This window comes from Lactococcus protaetiae, assembly GCF_006965445.1.
In the GTDB taxonomy this organism is placed as follows: Bacteria; Bacillota; Bacilli; order Lactobacillales; family Streptococcaceae; genus Lactococcus; species Lactococcus protaetiae.
Genome location: NZ_CP041356.1, coordinates 846,321 through 861,339, shown reverse-complemented (window position 1 = coordinate 861,339; position 15,019 = coordinate 846,321). Strand labels below are relative to the sequence as shown.

16 protein-coding genes are annotated in these 15,019 nt (G+C 38.2%); 4 read left to right on the top strand and 12 right to left on the bottom strand.

The window, feature by feature from the left end:
• Positions 1–89 precede the first annotated feature (89 nt).
• The 7 genes from FLP15_RS04410 to FLP15_RS04380 all read right to left on the bottom strand — a co-directional run bounded on the left by FLP15_RS04410 (position 90) and on the right by FLP15_RS04380 (position 7,934).
• Positions 90–1,367, bottom strand: a complete 1,278-nt coding sequence (locus FLP15_RS04410) for an extracellular solute-binding protein (protein WP_142766156.1) — start codon at positions 1,365–1,367, stop codon at positions 90–92.
• Positions 1,368–1,566: 199 nt separating this feature from the next.
• The gene (locus FLP15_RS04405) at positions 1,567–2,859 is read right to left on the bottom strand and encodes an MBL fold metallo-hydrolase (protein ID WP_142766155.1); all 1,293 of its coding nucleotides are present in this window, start codon (positions 2,857–2,859) and stop codon (positions 1,567–1,569) included.
• Positions 2,843–3,661: a carbohydrate ABC transporter permease gene (locus tag FLP15_RS04400; protein ID WP_142766154.1), complete on the bottom strand. Its 819-nt coding sequence runs from the start codon at positions 3,659–3,661 to the stop codon at positions 2,843–2,845. Before FLP15_RS04400 ends, FLP15_RS04405 begins: the two co-directional genes overlap by 17 nt.
• A complete protein-coding gene (locus FLP15_RS04395; protein WP_142766153.1) occupies positions 3,658–4,539 on the bottom strand; it encodes a carbohydrate ABC transporter permease in 882 nt (293 codons plus the stop codon). Before FLP15_RS04395 ends, FLP15_RS04400 begins: the two co-directional genes overlap by 4 nt.
• Positions 4,539–5,609: an ABC transporter ATP-binding protein gene (locus tag FLP15_RS04390; protein WP_142766152.1), complete on the bottom strand. Its 1,071-nt coding sequence runs from the start codon at positions 5,607–5,609 to the stop codon at positions 4,539–4,541. The genes FLP15_RS04395 and FLP15_RS04390 overlap by 1 nt, the downstream gene beginning before the upstream one ends.
• 630 nt (positions 5,610–6,239) lie before the next feature.
• Positions 6,240–6,722, bottom strand: coding sequence for a thiol peroxidase (locus tag FLP15_RS04385; RefSeq protein ID WP_142766151.1), 483 nt, complete (start codon positions 6,720–6,722; stop codon positions 6,240–6,242).
• 243 nt (positions 6,723–6,965) lie between these two features.
• Entirely contained in the window at positions 6,966–7,934 is a 969-nt protein-coding gene (locus FLP15_RS04380) for a helix-turn-helix transcriptional regulator (protein ID WP_223804724.1), read from the bottom strand.
• Positions 7,935–8,217: 283 nt separating this feature from the next.
• Between FLP15_RS04380 and FLP15_RS04375 the strand changes: the two genes are divergently transcribed.
• The 3 genes from FLP15_RS04375 to FLP15_RS04365 all read left to right on the top strand — a co-directional run bounded on the left by FLP15_RS04375 (position 8,218) and on the right by FLP15_RS04365 (position 10,225).
• Complete coding sequence (locus FLP15_RS04375; protein ID WP_142766150.1) at positions 8,218–8,664, top strand: early set domain-containing protein; 447 nt, start codon at positions 8,218–8,220, stop codon at positions 8,662–8,664.
• A gap of 232 nt (positions 8,665–8,896) precedes the next feature.
• Positions 8,897–9,700, top strand: a complete 804-nt coding sequence (locus FLP15_RS04370; protein WP_142766149.1) for a hypothetical protein — start codon at positions 8,897–8,899, stop codon at positions 9,698–9,700.
• A 48-nt stretch (positions 9,701–9,748) separates the two neighbouring features.
• Positions 9,749–10,225, top strand: a complete 477-nt coding sequence (locus FLP15_RS04365; protein ID WP_142766148.1) for a GyrI-like domain-containing protein — start codon at positions 9,749–9,751, stop codon at positions 10,223–10,225.
• 111 nt (positions 10,226–10,336) lie between these two features.
• Here the strand turns inward: FLP15_RS04365 and FLP15_RS04360 are convergent, their stop codons facing one another.
• The 5 genes from FLP15_RS04360 to tsaB all read right to left on the bottom strand — a co-directional run bounded on the left by FLP15_RS04360 (position 10,337) and on the right by tsaB (position 14,061).
• Positions 10,337–10,540, bottom strand: coding sequence for a DUF4649 domain-containing protein (locus FLP15_RS04360; protein WP_142766147.1), 204 nt, complete (start codon positions 10,538–10,540; stop codon positions 10,337–10,339).
• A gap of 246 nt (positions 10,541–10,786) precedes the next feature.
• A complete protein-coding gene (gene tsaD, locus FLP15_RS04355; RefSeq protein ID WP_142766146.1) occupies positions 10,787–11,806 on the bottom strand; it encodes a tRNA (adenosine(37)-N6)-threonylcarbamoyltransferase complex transferase subunit TsaD in 1,020 nt (339 codons plus the stop codon).
• 552 nt (positions 11,807–12,358) lie between these two features.
• Entirely contained in the window at positions 12,359–12,814 is a 456-nt protein-coding gene (gene rimI / locus FLP15_RS04350) for a ribosomal protein S18-alanine N-acetyltransferase (protein ID WP_142766145.1), read from the bottom strand.
• A complete protein-coding gene (gene rimI, locus FLP15_RS04345) occupies positions 12,804–13,379 on the bottom strand; it encodes a ribosomal protein S18-alanine N-acetyltransferase (RefSeq protein ID WP_142766144.1) in 576 nt (191 codons plus the stop codon). The genes rimI (FLP15_RS04350) and rimI (FLP15_RS04345) overlap by 11 nt, the downstream gene beginning before the upstream one ends.
• A complete protein-coding gene (gene tsaB, locus FLP15_RS04340; protein ID WP_142766143.1) occupies positions 13,333–14,061 on the bottom strand; it encodes a tRNA (adenosine(37)-N6)-threonylcarbamoyltransferase complex dimerization subunit type 1 TsaB in 729 nt (242 codons plus the stop codon). The genes rimI (FLP15_RS04345) and tsaB overlap by 47 nt, the downstream gene beginning before the upstream one ends.
• A 367-nt stretch (positions 14,062–14,428) precedes the next feature.
• Here tsaB and FLP15_RS04335 point away from each other — a divergent pair, with 367 nt between their 5' ends.
• Complete coding sequence (locus FLP15_RS04335) at positions 14,429–14,659, top strand: DNA-directed RNA polymerase subunit epsilon (protein ID WP_142766142.1); 231 nt, start codon at positions 14,429–14,431, stop codon at positions 14,657–14,659.
• Positions 14,660–15,019: the final 360 nt, after the last annotated feature.

The window sequence follows — 15,019 nt, the reverse complement described above, 5'->3', positions numbered from 1 at the left end:
TCAAAAATTTACTGACAGAAATCTGTCAGTATGCTGACAAAATAAAATAGCAGCAAACTAGCCACTATTTTATCAAAATGAGATTAGAATTATTGATTCCAAGCATTTTTGAGTTGGGCTGCCCCTTGTTTAATCAAGTCATCTTCATTGCCTTTAGGGTTAGACAGGATGGCTTGCATTGTTGCTGTCAATTGCGTATAAGCAGCATCAGAGTTTGTTTCTAATGGTGTTGTGAAAAGATTCTTTGTTGCATCTGAGATAATCGCAGGTACTTTAGAAGTCTTGTTATCTACATAAGCAGCATCTTTCATACCAGCTTCGGTTACAGGAATATAGCCTGTTTGATTTGCAAAGTAAACCGTTGAGCTTGTCTTAGCCAAGAATTTTTCATAAAGATAAGCTGCTGTACGTTGGTCTTGACTTGCTTGGCTAAACATATAGATGTCTGTCCCTTGTGAAATCGCATATTTGCTAGGACGTGCAGCGACACCATAGTTAAATTTCGCATCTTGTGCAACAAAGCTTTCACCAGCAGATGAGCCAATATAGAAAGCTACTTTTTGATTATCAAATGGTCCATCCATGTATTTATCAGAGCCAGCAATACGGAAATAGCCTGCTTTTACACCTTGGAAATAATAATCAATCGCATCTTTAGAAGTTTGACCTGTAAAATCTGTTTTTGATGTAAAGTTTTCACCAGCATCCTTAAGTGCTGTTGAGTAGTAGTTATTCAAAGCGTCAAATCCAGCTCCTACGACTTGATGATTTGATTTTTCATAGATTGTTTTAGACTCATCTTTGAGTTCTGTCATTGTTGTTGGAACTTTGAGATCATATTTTTTGAGTAAATCAGCATTATAAAATAATACTTCCGTTGACTTGTTGAATGGAATACCATATTGCACACCGCTAAATTGTGCCCCTTTCAAAAGCTCTGGTTTAATCGCTTCGCTACCAGAAATTCCAATCTTGCTGTTTGAAAGATAAGGTTTCAAATCAACAAGCAGGTTATTTTTAGAAGCATCTAAGAGCCAACCTGGATAAGCTTGCGTGATTGTAGGCAAATTCTTTGGTGATTGCATCGTTGAAGTCAATTTTGCTTGCAAATCTGGATAAGAAGATTGACTTTGTAATTTGACCGTGATTTTTGGATTTGCTTTTTCAAAATCGGTAGTCAATTTTTGGAGTGCCTTTTCTTGTGCTCCAGTCATGGCATGCCAGAAAGTAATGGTCGTCTTTTTGTCAACCGAAGTTTCAATTTTTTTTGAAGCATCTTTTGATGCAGAAGTACTATTTCCGCAAGCAGCAAGTGTCGTAACAGCAGCAAGTGTAAGGACACCAAGTCCAATGGTTTTGAGTTTCATCGAGTCTCCTAACTCCAATAAAAATATTTTTGTCATCAACTCTAAAGAGCTGATAACACAACAAAATGAGTCATGTTTTAAAGCTGATATTTGAACAGGCATACAAAGTCAAATGAACTTTAAAACATCTTTACTAATACTGTTTAACACCTAACTTTTCATGAATTAGAGATAAACAAATACAACAAGTAAGCAAAGCTCACAAAGCGACAGTTTGCCCACGAGTAGGCAAGATTCTTCGACCATAGGGATTTTCCAATTTTTCTGGATGATAGCTATGGATAGGAAGCAAAAGTTGGGGCTCTATCATACTGATAATTTTATCTAAATCATCTGGTATTGCATGACCAGAGCAAGCCAAGCGAACAAAAGTAATGTCCAACTCAGCAAGTAGCGCAAGGAATTTGGCATAAGCAGGATCAAAATCCCCAAGTGGTGTTGCATCCGAATGGATATATAATCCGCCTTTTTGTAACCGCTCAAAATGAGTGGTAACTTGCCAAAAATAATGTTCATCATCATCAAGAAGTTCCTGATAAGGTACTTCAAGTTGAGGGTCAAGTTTGTCAGTACTGACCGTATTTTCGTCAGTATAATAATGCACTTTTTGCCCAAAAACTTCGAGCAAAAGTGTTGCCATTTCGCTATTTAGCACCACTTCTCGTGGTGATTGTTTCACAATTTGGCTAAAACGTTTCAGATTGGCTGGATAGCCATTAAAAGTCAGTTGACGCTTTGGATTTTCATTGATAAGCTTTATCATTTGCGTAATCAAATCTTGTTCAGATTGAATTTCTACTGCTTCAGCGTCATGGTCTCGCTCAGGAAAGCTGATAGATACCCCTTCCATAATCAATGCATCCGCATGAAAAGCACGTTTACAAAATTCCACGGTATCTTGTGGGTCGTAGCCATGAAGTCTCAGATCACCTGTATAAGCAATTTTTTTCCCAGCTACACGAATAATCAATCCTGCCGCACCGTAAGCATCATGGTCTACAGGAGCAATCTCAACTTCTATCTCACCAAGCTGAACCTTACTATAAGGTTTTAGACCAGTAATCTCTCTCGTAAAGTTTTGAACTTCAAAAGGAGACGGGATTAAGAAATCACCATTCTTATTAAGTGCTGGAACAACTGATGCCGTAGCCTCCAATGCATACATAGGAATAGAGGGTTCAAGATAATTAATCATACGCGTATGATCCAAGTGCGCATGTGATATAAAAACTGCCGTATGCTTGAACTGACGAACGCTTTCTCCTTGATAAACGTGATTCAAACGTTCATCATAAAGTCCCTCTAAATCAGGAATCAACTGATGTAAAAGAAGTGTTTCCAGCTTATCATCAGGCAAGTCTAGCTCTGGACGAAACTCCGTTCCAAAGTCAAAAAAGAGATGCGCATCCTTGTAAGCCACTTCAACAACTGTTCCACCAATTGTCAAGACTCCAGCATGAAAAGTAATTTCAACTTTATCCTTTTGTTCCATTATTTGATACTCCTTTAATAATTTCCTTTCGGAAAACAAAATAAATAATCAACACTGGCACGACAGTCATCGTTGCAGCTGCCATTTGCAGCTGCGTTTGCGCTCCTGATTCTGTTTCAAAAGCAGCCAATCCATTATTCAAGAGCCGCATATTGTCGTTGTTCGTGACAAGGAGAGGCCAAAGGAATGAATTCCAACTCATGATAAAAGTCAGAATACCCACAGTAACTAAAGCTGGCCGCACCATTGGCACCAACACTCGCCAAATATACTCCATATCACTTGCACCATCAACTTTTGCTGCCTTGTAAATGCTATCGGGCATGGCTTTCATATAGTTATTGAGGAAGTAAATATAGAAAATACTCGTCAAAAACGGCACAATCAATGCTGCATAAGTATTAAGTAGTCCAAGATTGGCAATCGTATTATAATTCGTAAAAATAATAGACTCATAAGGAACCATCAAAAGTCCAACCATGATGGTAAAAATTAGTTTTTTGAACCTAAACTGTAAACTCGTCAGAGCAAATGCAGCGAGCGTACAAGTAATCAGTGTCGCGACGGTCGTTATCACTGACACAAAGAGTGTATTGACGAAATAACGTAAAAACGGAATCTCTTTGAAAACTTCTACATAGTTTGAAAATTGTAAACTATGTGGAATCAATGTAGGCGGCATTTGCACCGTTTCTTGATGAGTCATCAATCCTGTCAAAATCATATAAACAAAGGGAAATAACGTAATGAGCGACATGACCAATAAGAAAGCGTAAGCAAGTCCCGTAGTTATTTTTCTCATATATCTTTTCTCCTTGTCAACATTCTCTGAACAATCGTAATTACAATAATAATCAAGAAAAGTACAACTGATGCTGCCATAGCCACCCCTGGTCTGCCCATCAAGTAGAACTTATTGTAGATATAGAAGACTGCCGTGACTGCCGAATTTGCAATCCCCGCTTGCCCGCCAAATAGTGCGAAAACTTCGGTATAGACTTTGAAAGCACCGATAAAGTTCACTGTTAAAAGAAAACTAATCGTAGGCAAAAGTTGCGGAAAGGTGATACGGCTGAATTTTTCCCAGCCTGTTGCCCCATACATTTCTGCAATGGTGTAATACTCAGGATTAATATTACGAAAGCCTGATAATAGAATAATAATGTTAAAAGCAAGTCCATTCCAAATCCCAAAGATAATGAGTGTGGGAATACTCATATGAATATTATCTAGCCAATTGACCGATGGAATTCCAACAAGACCTAGTAAAAAGTTGACCATCCCATAATCTTTATTGAAGAAATATTGAAAAATAATCCCAACGGCAATCATTGATGTGACATAAGGCATAAAGAAAATCGTTTCAAAAATGGCTTTATGTTTAACTTTTTCAAAGATAATCCATGCAATTAAAAGTGAAATAGCGAGTGCCAATGGAACAACCACTATCCCAAAAATTGCTGTATTTTCAAGTGCCTGAATAAAAACAGGGTCATGGAAAATCTGAATATAATTACTAAAACCTGCAAATTGTTGATTCAGCAAAAACCCAGACTGGAAGCTCATATAAAATGACCGAAATAGTGGATAGATACTGAACACTGCAATCACGAGCAAAGAAGGAAGCAAAAACCACCATGCTTTTTTCTGATTTTCAGGTCGATATTTTTTCTTTGTCATCAATAAACACGCGCCCCACTTTCATCAAAAATAAACGCTTTATTAAAATTAAAATGGAGCAATTTTTCTTCATCACGAACTGTATTTTCGAGATTGACAATAGATTTGATGGTCGTTCCGTTTTTTTCAAAGCGAATGATTGAGTCACGCCCAATCACCTCATTTTCAGCAGCGTGCATACTGACAAGACCGTGTTCTGTAACAGGTTGGACATCCTCTGGTCTGATTGCAAAAGTATAAACACCATCAAGCAATTTTTTCTTCTGACGACTTTCTGTCAGTACTGACAGAGGTGTTGTAAAAGCACCGAAATCAATTTGACCATTGGAAATTCTAATTTCTAAAGTATTGATAATAGGTGAGCCGATAAATTTTGCAACAAACAAATTAGCTGGCTCAAGATAGAGATTTTGTGGGTCATCATACTGTTGAACAACACCTTCATTCATGATGATAATTTTGTCAGAGATAGAAAGTGCTTCTTCTTGGTCATGGGTAACAAAAATTGCTGTAATCCCAACTTCTTTAACAAGTTTGCGAATTTCCTCACGGATTCTTAGACGCAATCTAGCATCTAGGTTGGAGAGTGGTTCATCAAGTAAAAGCACTTCTGGTTTTTGAACCAGAGCGCGCGTGATTGCTACTCGTTGCTGTTGACCACCAGAAAGTGTTCCCGGTTTTTTAGCACTTAAATCTTCAATATTTGTTAGTGCCATATATTCTTCAGCAATCTTTTTTGCTTCATCTTTTTTGATTTTATTTTTACCAACAGTCAATGGAAACATGATATTTTCAAGGACAGTCATGTGCGGATAAAGCGCATAGTTTTGAAAGACGAAACCAATATTTCTGTCTTTGGGTGCAGTGTGAACCACGGACTTTCCACTAAATTGAATATCGCCTGCCGAAGGGGTCAAAAGACCAGCTACAAGATTCAATATCGTTGATTTACCACAACCTGACGGGCCTAGAAGACAAACCAAATCTCCCTTTTCAATGGAAAAACTGACTGATTCCAGTGCAGTGAAACCATTGTCAAATTGCTTTTTCAAATCGATTACGTCAATCATATTTTCTCCTAAATTGATTCTTAATTCACTATTCCCATTCTACTACTTTTTCCGCAGAATGCGTGTAAATATTTTGTAATTTTGATATGAGATTTTTCTAATTGTTCGGTTTACTTGCATATAAAAAAACAGGCAAATTGCCTGTCTGATTTTCTACTTTTGTCAGTACTGACAGAACACACTATCACACTGATTTACTTTAACCAAGCAAGTGCGTGCTATCTTCGCCCTTTGGGCTGCGCTGTCCATCCTCGCTACGGTGCTACGTGCTTCGCACACCGTTCTGCGAACAGTCTACGCAACTTCGTTGCTCCGCTGTCCGTTTGCTTAGCAAGCAAAGCTTGCAAGAGCAAAAGGCAAAGCACCTAGTCGGAGTGGCAACTCCCCACCTCTTTAGGTGGAGGGATAAGCAGCACTATCTCCGCTTCGCTCCACTGTCCATTCGCTCTAAATCGCTAAAGCGACAAGGCGAAATGGCAATCTTTGCTTTCGTTCTACTAACGTCAGTAGGAGAGAAAGAATCTCCTACTGATGAAGTAATCACTTCAATTCTTAACACAAATTCTTATTAGCACCACTCAATAAGGCATTGGCACATTTTGAAAGAATAGCTGCTTTGATAAAGATGAATTATTTTGTTGCTGCGAGAGCTGCTGCGTAGTTAGGTTCTTCGCTCAATTCTTCTAAGATTTCGCTATAGATGACTTCTCCATCTTTTATGACAAAAACCGAACGAGCAAGACGTCCTTCAAGCGGTCCACCGTCAAGAATCAGTCCATAAGCACGTCCAAATTCGCCATTGTCTGCCAAAATTGTCATATCTACACCTTCTGCGGCACACCAATTTCTTTGTTCCTCAGCTGTGTTGTTAGAAATACTTAAAAAATCTATCTCTGTGTGTTTTGCCGCTTCAACATTAAAATGTTTCGTCTGCAATGAACAAATTCTTGTATTAATATCAGGAAAAATACTGATTAATACAGGTTTTGTAAGTAGAGACAGCGTTACACTATTTCCATTCAAGTCTGTCAGCGTAAAATCAGGAGCTTTTCCTGTGGTTACAGGATTAATTTTTGCAACTTTTTCTCCATGAAGTGTGATTTCTTGTACCATTTTGTGTTTCCTCGCTTTCTCAACATTATTTTAGCATAAAAACACTCTTTCTCATTCTGGATTGATTAGCTTTTTATACTGATTGTCTGATTCTTGAAATGGGTGGAGCATTGATTCTTCGGATTTCACAAATTCGTAGCTAATATTTTTAATCATAATTGTTTTTTTCATAAGATTGTCCTGCTTTCTTTTTCGTTTGAAGAAAGTATATCAAGATAATCTTTACGAAAACTTAGCTCATACTCAAGGTAACCTTAAATCTCTCAGCCGTTGCTCCAAAACACTTCGCAGTTCCTCTGGAATACGGTCAAACTGAACTCCCTTTCCTAGAAATAAAAGCCAGTCTGCATAGTATTCAACAAGAGATTTATCCTCAACATCAAGTTGTATATTAAAACTCCCGCTCGACTGGAACATTCCTGTAAAAGACAGGATGATTCCTGGTGGATGCATTCTTTTAAAACGCTGTATCGCAATTCCATCAAGTTTTACAGCCAGATTTGCCGCTCTTGCTTCTTCTAATTTCCGCTCTAAAATTTCTTGCTCAGATAGCAAAAGTTCTTCATCAGAAATCGCGGAATGTCGCAACTTATCTACAGGCAAATACATAAAATGCTCACTTTCAAAATCAAATAATTCAACTAACCATTGTCCATTCGTATTAAAAATGTGCAAAAGCCAAATATCCATCAATTGTGGCCAACCAGAGTTTTCTTCATAAGTCACGCGCAAATGACGGTCACGTACCGCGACGTCAATGAGTTGATTGAGCTCAAAAGGCGCATAGTCATCTAATTCAAAAATATGAGGGTTAGCTGGATTAGTATTTTCAAACAATAAAATATCGCCCAGCGCAATCAGTTCATCTTGCTGAGTGAGATTCGCAATCCCAATCAACTTCTCAGTAATTGAACGTCGATTTTGCAAATAGGGAAGTTGTGAATTTTTAGAAGCAAGAAAACTAATAAATATCGCTTTAAGCTCTTCGGGATTAAATCTTACAGCTGGTAAATACTGATTTTGTAGTACATAGTAGCCACCACCTCGTCCTAACTCTGTTGTCAAAGGAAAACCCATTTCTTGAATTTCATTGATGTCGCGGATGGCAGTCGCTCTTGAAACTTTAAATTGACGTTGAATTTCTGCGATCGTAAAATGCGCACGATTATTGATATAGCGCATGATAAGGTTAATTCGTTCTGTTTTTTTCATAAATTTCACCTTTCTAGTTCTGTCAGCATACTGACAGGATTTTTTGGAGTTTGTCAGTAAATTATTTGTAAGTAATTTCTATCTTGTCAGCACTTGTTTTGATAAAAAGGCATAGATTGAAACTGATGAAAATGATAAAGTGCCGTTATGCTCGCTAAGAGGATGGTAAAAATAAGTAAGTGAGTCATTTTGTTCATGTTAATCTCATTTCTATAAAAAGTATCTTTTTTTGATACATTTAATGATTATACTTATTTTATCAAAAAAAGAAAAGAGCACAACTATGACTTATACAATTAAACACATAGACAATGACTACAAAATGACTGCCTTTGGCGTAACTTTTGATGACTTTAATGATTGGGCGGGAAATGCTGCAAAAGCCACCACAAAAAAAGCAGAAATTACTGAAAACGGAAAACTTGCTGAATTACTTGAACTCGCTGATGGTCAAGAATATCAAATCAATTATGTCATAGACGGTAAGGCGTGGCGTGGTTTCGGTGCAATGGGCGATTTTAACATTGAAGGCTCCGAAGTGTTGAACTTTCTCGCAGGTGATTATATCGTTGTTTCAGGAGAGAATGAAACTACTGATATGCTGACCGGAAAAGTATTTGGTGGACTTTTACAAGAGATTACAGATTACAAATATGTAGGTCCAGGAAATTATGCTTTTGTCAGTACTGACGGACACGGAGAACTTTGGCTACGCGCCGAAAAAATATAGAAAATCACTGACAGTAATTTCGTCAGTGATACTACCTGGTCCGCACGGTTAGAAATTTATCTATTTTCATCATTTCTTGCCAATCGTACTCACATCTTGTAATAATTGAGTTCGTACAATTAGAAATGAGTGAAAAAAGATAAATCTCTCCAAGAAACTCCGTTTCTCTCCGAGATTTTCTATTTTTCATCATTTCTTGCCAATCGTACTCACATCTTGATATAATAAATCTATGAAAAAAATAACATTTAGCGTGACTTTTGACGGACAAAAGACTTTGATTAATTTACCTTCTGGAAGCCATTTACAACTATTAGATTGTAATAATAACAGGTTTAAACTTAATGAAAATGAGATTTTCTTCTTGCTAAATAAAAAGCAAATCAAAATGATAGCAGCCAATCAAATCCTTATTCCAAAACTGGAGTTTGAGCAAGTCATTATCTTGAATCCCTCTGGCTATGACTTGGAAACGCTACATCTCACACAATACTTAGTGGAAACAGCAGAAAGTACAGGTCTGAAATTAGCTGCAAAACCTGAACCGGTCAAATTACCCCCAAATATCTATAACGCCTGCGCGAAAGCCGCTGATGAGTTTCTATTAGCTCTTTTGGCTTTTGGTATCAAGCTAGAAAAGAAAAAATTTGTTTCTCCCAAAGCCCAACATCGCTGGAAAAAAGCCATTTCAGACATTGTCTTTCATGTGGACTATCAAGGTGCAAAGGCTGATATTATCTGGGAAAAATCCACTGAAATGCGGATAAAAAAAGGTGCAAAAATGTTACCAGACAGTGAATGTCCAAAGCGTGCTGATGGTTCTCTTGGTCTGGCGTGGACTTTTACAAAAACATTGCGCGATGAGCATAAAGCACAATTTGATAACAAAAACTGGGTAACAACTGAAGATATTGTTCTGCGCTCAGTCAATGATGTGAGCTATTTTCTCTACTTTGCTGGCACAAACAGTTGGCTACTCTTTATTGACGACAAGGGTCGGTCTATTCACGAACTAACCGTTGTCAGTCCCAAATGATTGACGAGCAAAAATCTGCCCATCAATCCAAAATATAGAAAGCATAAGATGTTAGAATATACTTTAGAACACAAAACCGCCTTTAGTTTAGTCGGTTATGGCTTTACCATCCAAGCAGATTTTCAAAATCCTCAAGCACTCATTGCTGAAAAGAATGAATTTTGGCAATCTCTCAAGTATGATGGACGATTTGAAAAGCTCAAAAATTCAGCTAAAAATGAGCTTGAATGGTCCGTCAATGAAGTTTATCAAGGTCAGCCCTGGAATTACTTTGCAGTAGAAACAAGCAAAACAATCGCTGATGCAACTCGGATTATTGAATTTCCAGAAAGCGAATATATCGTCGTTTCAGGCAATGGAGCACCTGAAACTTTATTTGACGAGCTGACCTATCGCGCATTTGGTGAAGTACTCAGCCAGATTACCGACTATGCCTATATCGGCGGTCCAAATGCGACTTACCGTAAACTTAACGAAGACGGTACTGCCTATGGTGAATTCTGGGTTCCTGTCGTAAAAAAATAGACAAAACATTGATAGCTGTTCTTGACTTAGCCGTTCTGAGCGACTACTATTCAGTATTTCAAATGCAAAACAAATAAAAATGCACCGACAGAAGCTTCTGTTAGTGCATTTTTATTTTTTAGTCAGTTCATAATATAATTCGCCTGCGTTACCCATAAAATGATAAATTTCTTCATCAATTTCAACATTTAGAATCTCAACACTATCATCCATTGCTGGAAAATCCTCCAATTGAAGCTGAATGAACTCGGCAACACTTTCAAACTCATCATCAAATATAAAACCTGACAATGTTTTTCCTTTAATTTTTAGCACTAACTTTCCTTTCAAAAACTGAAGAGATCTATCCAATTTGAAGTGATTACTTCATTGGTGGGGGATTCTTTCTCCCCATCAATGTTAGGACACAACCTCTAGGTGACCTGTACGTAGCTAAAGCTGCAACAGTCTGCTTAACATCAAAGATATGAGGTCACACCTCCGCTTCGCGCACTTGCTAAGTTAAAATCGGATAGAACTTCGTCCATTCATCCTTGTTTCATACTGTAATTGGCTATAATATCAAGCTAAGTCTTCAAATACAAGACTTGGCTTAGCGTTCAACGCAAGACTGCCACGACTTCCCTTTTCCCACTCAACATATGCTGCCGCTGCAATCATTCCAGCGTTGTCCCCACAAAGTCTAAGAGGGGGAACAATCAGCTTTTGCTCAACAATTTCATCATTCAATCTATCACGCAGACCCTGATTTGCTGAAACACCTCCACCAATAATCAAAGTTTTCACTGGGTATTTCTCAATGGCCAATTTAGTTTTTGCGACCAAAACATCAATAACCGCTGCCTGAAATGATGCTGCAAGATTTTCTAAATCATCTTTTACCACATCATTTCCCTTTTGATTTTCATTATGCACGAGATTGATAAATGCTGATTTCAGACCAGAAAAGCTAAATTCAACTTCATTTGTCGTCATCATTGCACGGGGAAAATGGTAAGTATCTTGTCCTTTATGTGCAAGTTCATCAATCACTTTCCCACTTGGATAAGTCAACCCCATGACACGCCCTACTTTGTCATAAGCCTCACCAGCCGCATCATCACGCGTTTCCCCAACTTTCTTATAGCTTCCTTCGCGCTCAACATAAACCAATTCACTGTGTCCTCCCGAAACCAAGAGTGCCATCGCTGGATATTCAATCTCATCAACGAGCCTGGCAGCCATCAAATGACCTGCCATATGATTCACAGGAATCAAGGGCAAATGATTTGCCCAAGCAAAAGTTTTGGCAGCCATTATTCCTACAAGCAATGCCCCATTTAGCCCTGGTCCTTGTGTCACCGCAACAGCAGTCAGCTCAGATGCGCTAATTTTTGCTTCTTCAAGTGCCGCTTCAATACAAACTGTAATCTGTTCCACATGATGCCGACTGGCAATTTCAGGCACGACACCACCAAAACGTTTGTGACTGTTAATTTGACTTGCAATGATATTAGACAATAATTCTGTACCATTTTTTAAAATAGCCACAGAAGTTTCATCACAAGATGTTTCAAAAGCTAATATATAGTTATCTTTCATCAATCTTTTCTTCTTATTTTTGTACTATGAACTAATCCGTTGTAAAAACCAACAACGGATTGACATAGCGATCTAACTTCACGGTGTAAAATACGGCACCATGACACCCTACTTCGTGCGCTATTCTGCGAACATTCTACACAGCTCCGTGCTCCACTGTCCTTTTAGTAGCAAGAACAAAAGGCACACAGCGGTTTTCGACTTTGACTCAGTACCTTAGTGCTGTAGCAAGCCATTTCGTCTTGATGCTATGGCAACTTAGAATGACTGGACACCCGTGGTGTAAAATCCTTTTGGATTTTAACCAAGCAAGTGTCTGCTAAATCCCCCACCTCTTTTAGGTGGAGGGATAAGCAACACTAAGCTTTGCTTTCGTTCTACTAACATCAGTGGAAGAGAAAGAATCTCCCATTGATGAAGTAATCACTTCAAAGCGGGACTAGTACATAGCTAAATCATTGTAAAAAAGCAATGATTTACAGTGCTTCGTATCCGCCCTAGCACAAAAAGCGTACCAGAACTCGCCAATGCAGAACAATGCCAAAACTATCATCAAAACTGTTCTCTTCTCATAAGCAACGCATTTTCACGCGGTTTATCATAATAATTTTTTCTGATATGGTAAGTTTTGAATTCAAATTTCTCATACAATTTTTGCGCTACATGATTTGACTCGCGAACTTCCAGAAATATTGTTCCTGTAAATACTGACAATTCTGTCAGTAACTGACTCGCCACTCCATGTCCTTGAAATTCAGGCAAAACGGCAATATTTGTAATTTCAATCTCATCCATAAACGAAGAAATTGCTAAAAACCCAATCACTTTTTCATTTAATTCTGCTAAAAAATAATGTGAATGAACATTAGCCAAATCTGCTGCAATGTAGCGAGCTGACCACGGTGTTTCTTCATAATTTTCCAATAAAATCGCTAAAATCTTTTCTGTCAGCACTGACAGGCTTTTGTCAGCACAACGTTCTTCGTGCGTCAATCTTCTAATTTTCATGTCTTAGCTTTTTGACCATCCAAATGGCATCGCCACCATCTTCGTAATACTGTGGAAGAATTTTAGTCGTTTCAAAACCTTGCCTTCGGTAAAGCCCTTGAGCCTTGGTATTATCACGCCTTACCTCAAGTGTCATCTCGCTTTTGCCAAGCAAACTCATCAGCTGAACTAATTGACCAATCAACGTTGAAGCAATTTGTCGTCCTTGAAATGCCTTAAAAACTGCCAAATTTGTAATATGAGCATCCGCACCATGATGATTAATGCGTGTGCCGACAAATCCTACCACACTTCCAGAAAGTTCAGCAATCACAAAAAAGGCATCATTATTTTTCACAATTTCATGCTCAAAGTGTGAAAATGTCCACGGAATATCACCATTATAGACATCACGCTCAATCGCAAGCAACGCTACAATATCCGAACGCTCAGCCAAGCGATAATGCACCCCATCCTTGTCATGTTCCAATTCGACATCCACCATTTCAAGATAACGACGTGGATTAAAACCTTTGCTCTTAAACCCTTTGAACGTAGTTGTCAGCAGCGTTTTCAGCTTCTTCATGAGTTTCCAACCATTTCTCTTCAGCTTCTACTTTTTTAAGGTAGTTTGGCACAAAACTGTGCACATTTTCAGGAGTGAGATGCTCCGCAATCTTCCCAATTTCATATGCTGACGGCAATTTTTGTAAGCTGTCAGTAACCACTTGACCTCTGTCAAAACCAGCTCGCTCAATATCTTCAAGGAACTGCTCTGTTTCACCCGTAAAAACAATTCTGTCAGTACTGACAGGACAATCAGATGATAGTCGACTTAGAAATTCACTAAAAACACAGTGTTGGTCAGTAATGACAGATTTCCCATCCTGATAAACCGCTGTATAAGCATTGCCACGTCTTGCATCCATTACAGGAACAACCAAATATTCTGCTCCTTTGACCCTAAGGGCTATTGACAACAAACTTGACACACCAACAATTTCTTTATTCAGTGAATAAGCCAATGTTTTCCCAACAGTTGCAGCTAAGCGCAGTCCCGTATACGAACCTGGGCCATTTGCCACAGCGATTCTGTCAATATCCTTTGCCTCAAGATTCGCCTGTTCCATCAAAAAATCAATCGACGTCATAAGTGTTGTACTATGATTCTTTTTTAAATTTAAATTAACTTCCCCAAGTAACTTTCCATCCTCAACGAGAGCCACGGACAATGCAATTGAAGAGCTATCTAATGCTAATATTTTCATTATTATTATCAATCTAGTTTTAATATGTTTACCTACACCGAATTAGCCAAAAGACGTTCTGTTTTTGATTAATTACGCGTGCAGATTAACTAATAAAATATACCATTTTAAAGTTAATCTAGTACACAATATAAAAACCACATCCCTTACTTTTATATAGTTCTAAGATATACTTCTCTATATTTTACCACGCTTCACTCACAAGTTCCACCCCTATAAAATATGACAACGCTTTATAATAACAAAATCAAAGATGAATGAGCATCAACTTTCCATTTTTACGCATTTATGCTAAAATGATAGTAATTGCAAAGAACAGCAAACACGAACCACTATGAAAGGAACGAGCCCCTGCTCGTAATATAGAATGATTTTTAAAGTTTTCTACCAAAAAGATAAAAGCCGCTCACCACGACGCGAAACAACCGAAACACTATATCTTGACATTGATGTTGATAACATCTCCGATGGCATTATCATTGCGCGCGAACTTCTCGCCAAGAACACTGAGTACCACATCGAATTTATTGATGGACTCTCAGACGAAGCTGTAGAATATGAAAAAGAAACTGGCGTTTTTGAAATCACAAGCTTCTAATTTTCAATTAATCGAAAAACCAAGCCACTTTAGATTATTGTCAAAAATGATAGTAGTTTAAAGTGATTTTGTCGTACAAAAAATAATATAATGAAGTCAAGACTTATTCAGTGGGAATTTCGTAAAACATTTGTCCATTTTCTCTAGTCGCTGAAGCGACTGATAAAAGGGCAACTCGCCACTGAATTTAAGGTACAACCTCACATCAAAGATATGAGGTCACCTTGTCCAAGAAGCCTAGGCGCTATGGCAGTCGGACGAAATTCAAAGTTGCTACTTCGCCTTATCGCTTTAGCGATTTAGAGCGAATGGACAGCGTAGCGAAGCGGAGATAGCGCTGCTTCATCCCCTGCCTAAGAG

Excerpts from the sequence above, each read along its gene's own strand:
- rimI (WP_142766145.1), bottom strand. The coding sequence starts at position 12,814 with ATGAAAATTAGAAGATTGACGCACGAAGAACGTTGTGCTGACAAAAGC.
- FLP15_RS04395 (WP_142766153.1), bottom strand. The coding sequence starts at position 4,539 with ATGACAAAGAAAAAATATCGACCTGAAAATCAGAAAAAAGCATGGTGG.
- FLP15_RS04380 (WP_223804724.1), bottom strand. The coding sequence starts at position 7,934 with ATGAAAAAAACAGAACGAATTAACCTTATCATGCGCTATATCAATAAT.
- FLP15_RS04375 (WP_142766150.1), top strand. The coding sequence starts at position 8,218 with ATGACTTATACAATTAAACACATAGACAATGACTACAAAATGACTGCC.
- tsaB (WP_142766143.1), bottom strand. The coding sequence starts at position 14,061 with ATGAAAATATTAGCATTAGATAGCTCTTCAATTGCATTGTCCGTGGCT.
- FLP15_RS04400 (WP_142766154.1), bottom strand. The coding sequence starts at position 3,661 with ATGAGAAAAATAACTACGGGACTTGCTTACGCTTTCTTATTGGTCATG.
- rimI (WP_142766144.1), bottom strand. The coding sequence starts at position 13,379 with ATGAAGAAGCTGAAAACGCTGCTGACAACTACGTTCAAAGGGTTTAAG.
- FLP15_RS04405 (WP_142766155.1), bottom strand. The coding sequence starts at position 2,859 with ATGGAACAAAAGGATAAAGTTGAAATTACTTTTCATGCTGGAGTCTTG.
- FLP15_RS04370 (WP_142766149.1), top strand. The coding sequence starts at position 8,897 with ATGAAAAAAATAACATTTAGCGTGACTTTTGACGGACAAAAGACTTTG.
- tsaD (WP_142766146.1), bottom strand. The coding sequence starts at position 11,806 with ATGAAAGATAACTATATATTAGCTTTTGAAACATCTTGTGATGAAACT.
- FLP15_RS04385 (WP_142766151.1), bottom strand. The coding sequence starts at position 6,722 with ATGGTACAAGAAATCACACTTCATGGAGAAAAAGTTGCAAAAATTAAT.
- FLP15_RS04410 (WP_142766156.1), bottom strand. The coding sequence starts at position 1,367 with ATGAAACTCAAAACCATTGGACTTGGTGTCCTTACACTTGCTGCTGTT.
- FLP15_RS04365 (WP_142766148.1), top strand. The coding sequence starts at position 9,749 with ATGTTAGAATATACTTTAGAACACAAAACCGCCTTTAGTTTAGTCGGT.
- FLP15_RS04390 (WP_142766152.1), bottom strand. The coding sequence starts at position 5,609 with ATGATTGACGTAATCGATTTGAAAAAGCAATTTGACAATGGTTTCACT.
- FLP15_RS04335 (WP_142766142.1), top strand. The coding sequence starts at position 14,429 with ATGATTTTTAAAGTTTTCTACCAAAAAGATAAAAGCCGCTCACCACGA.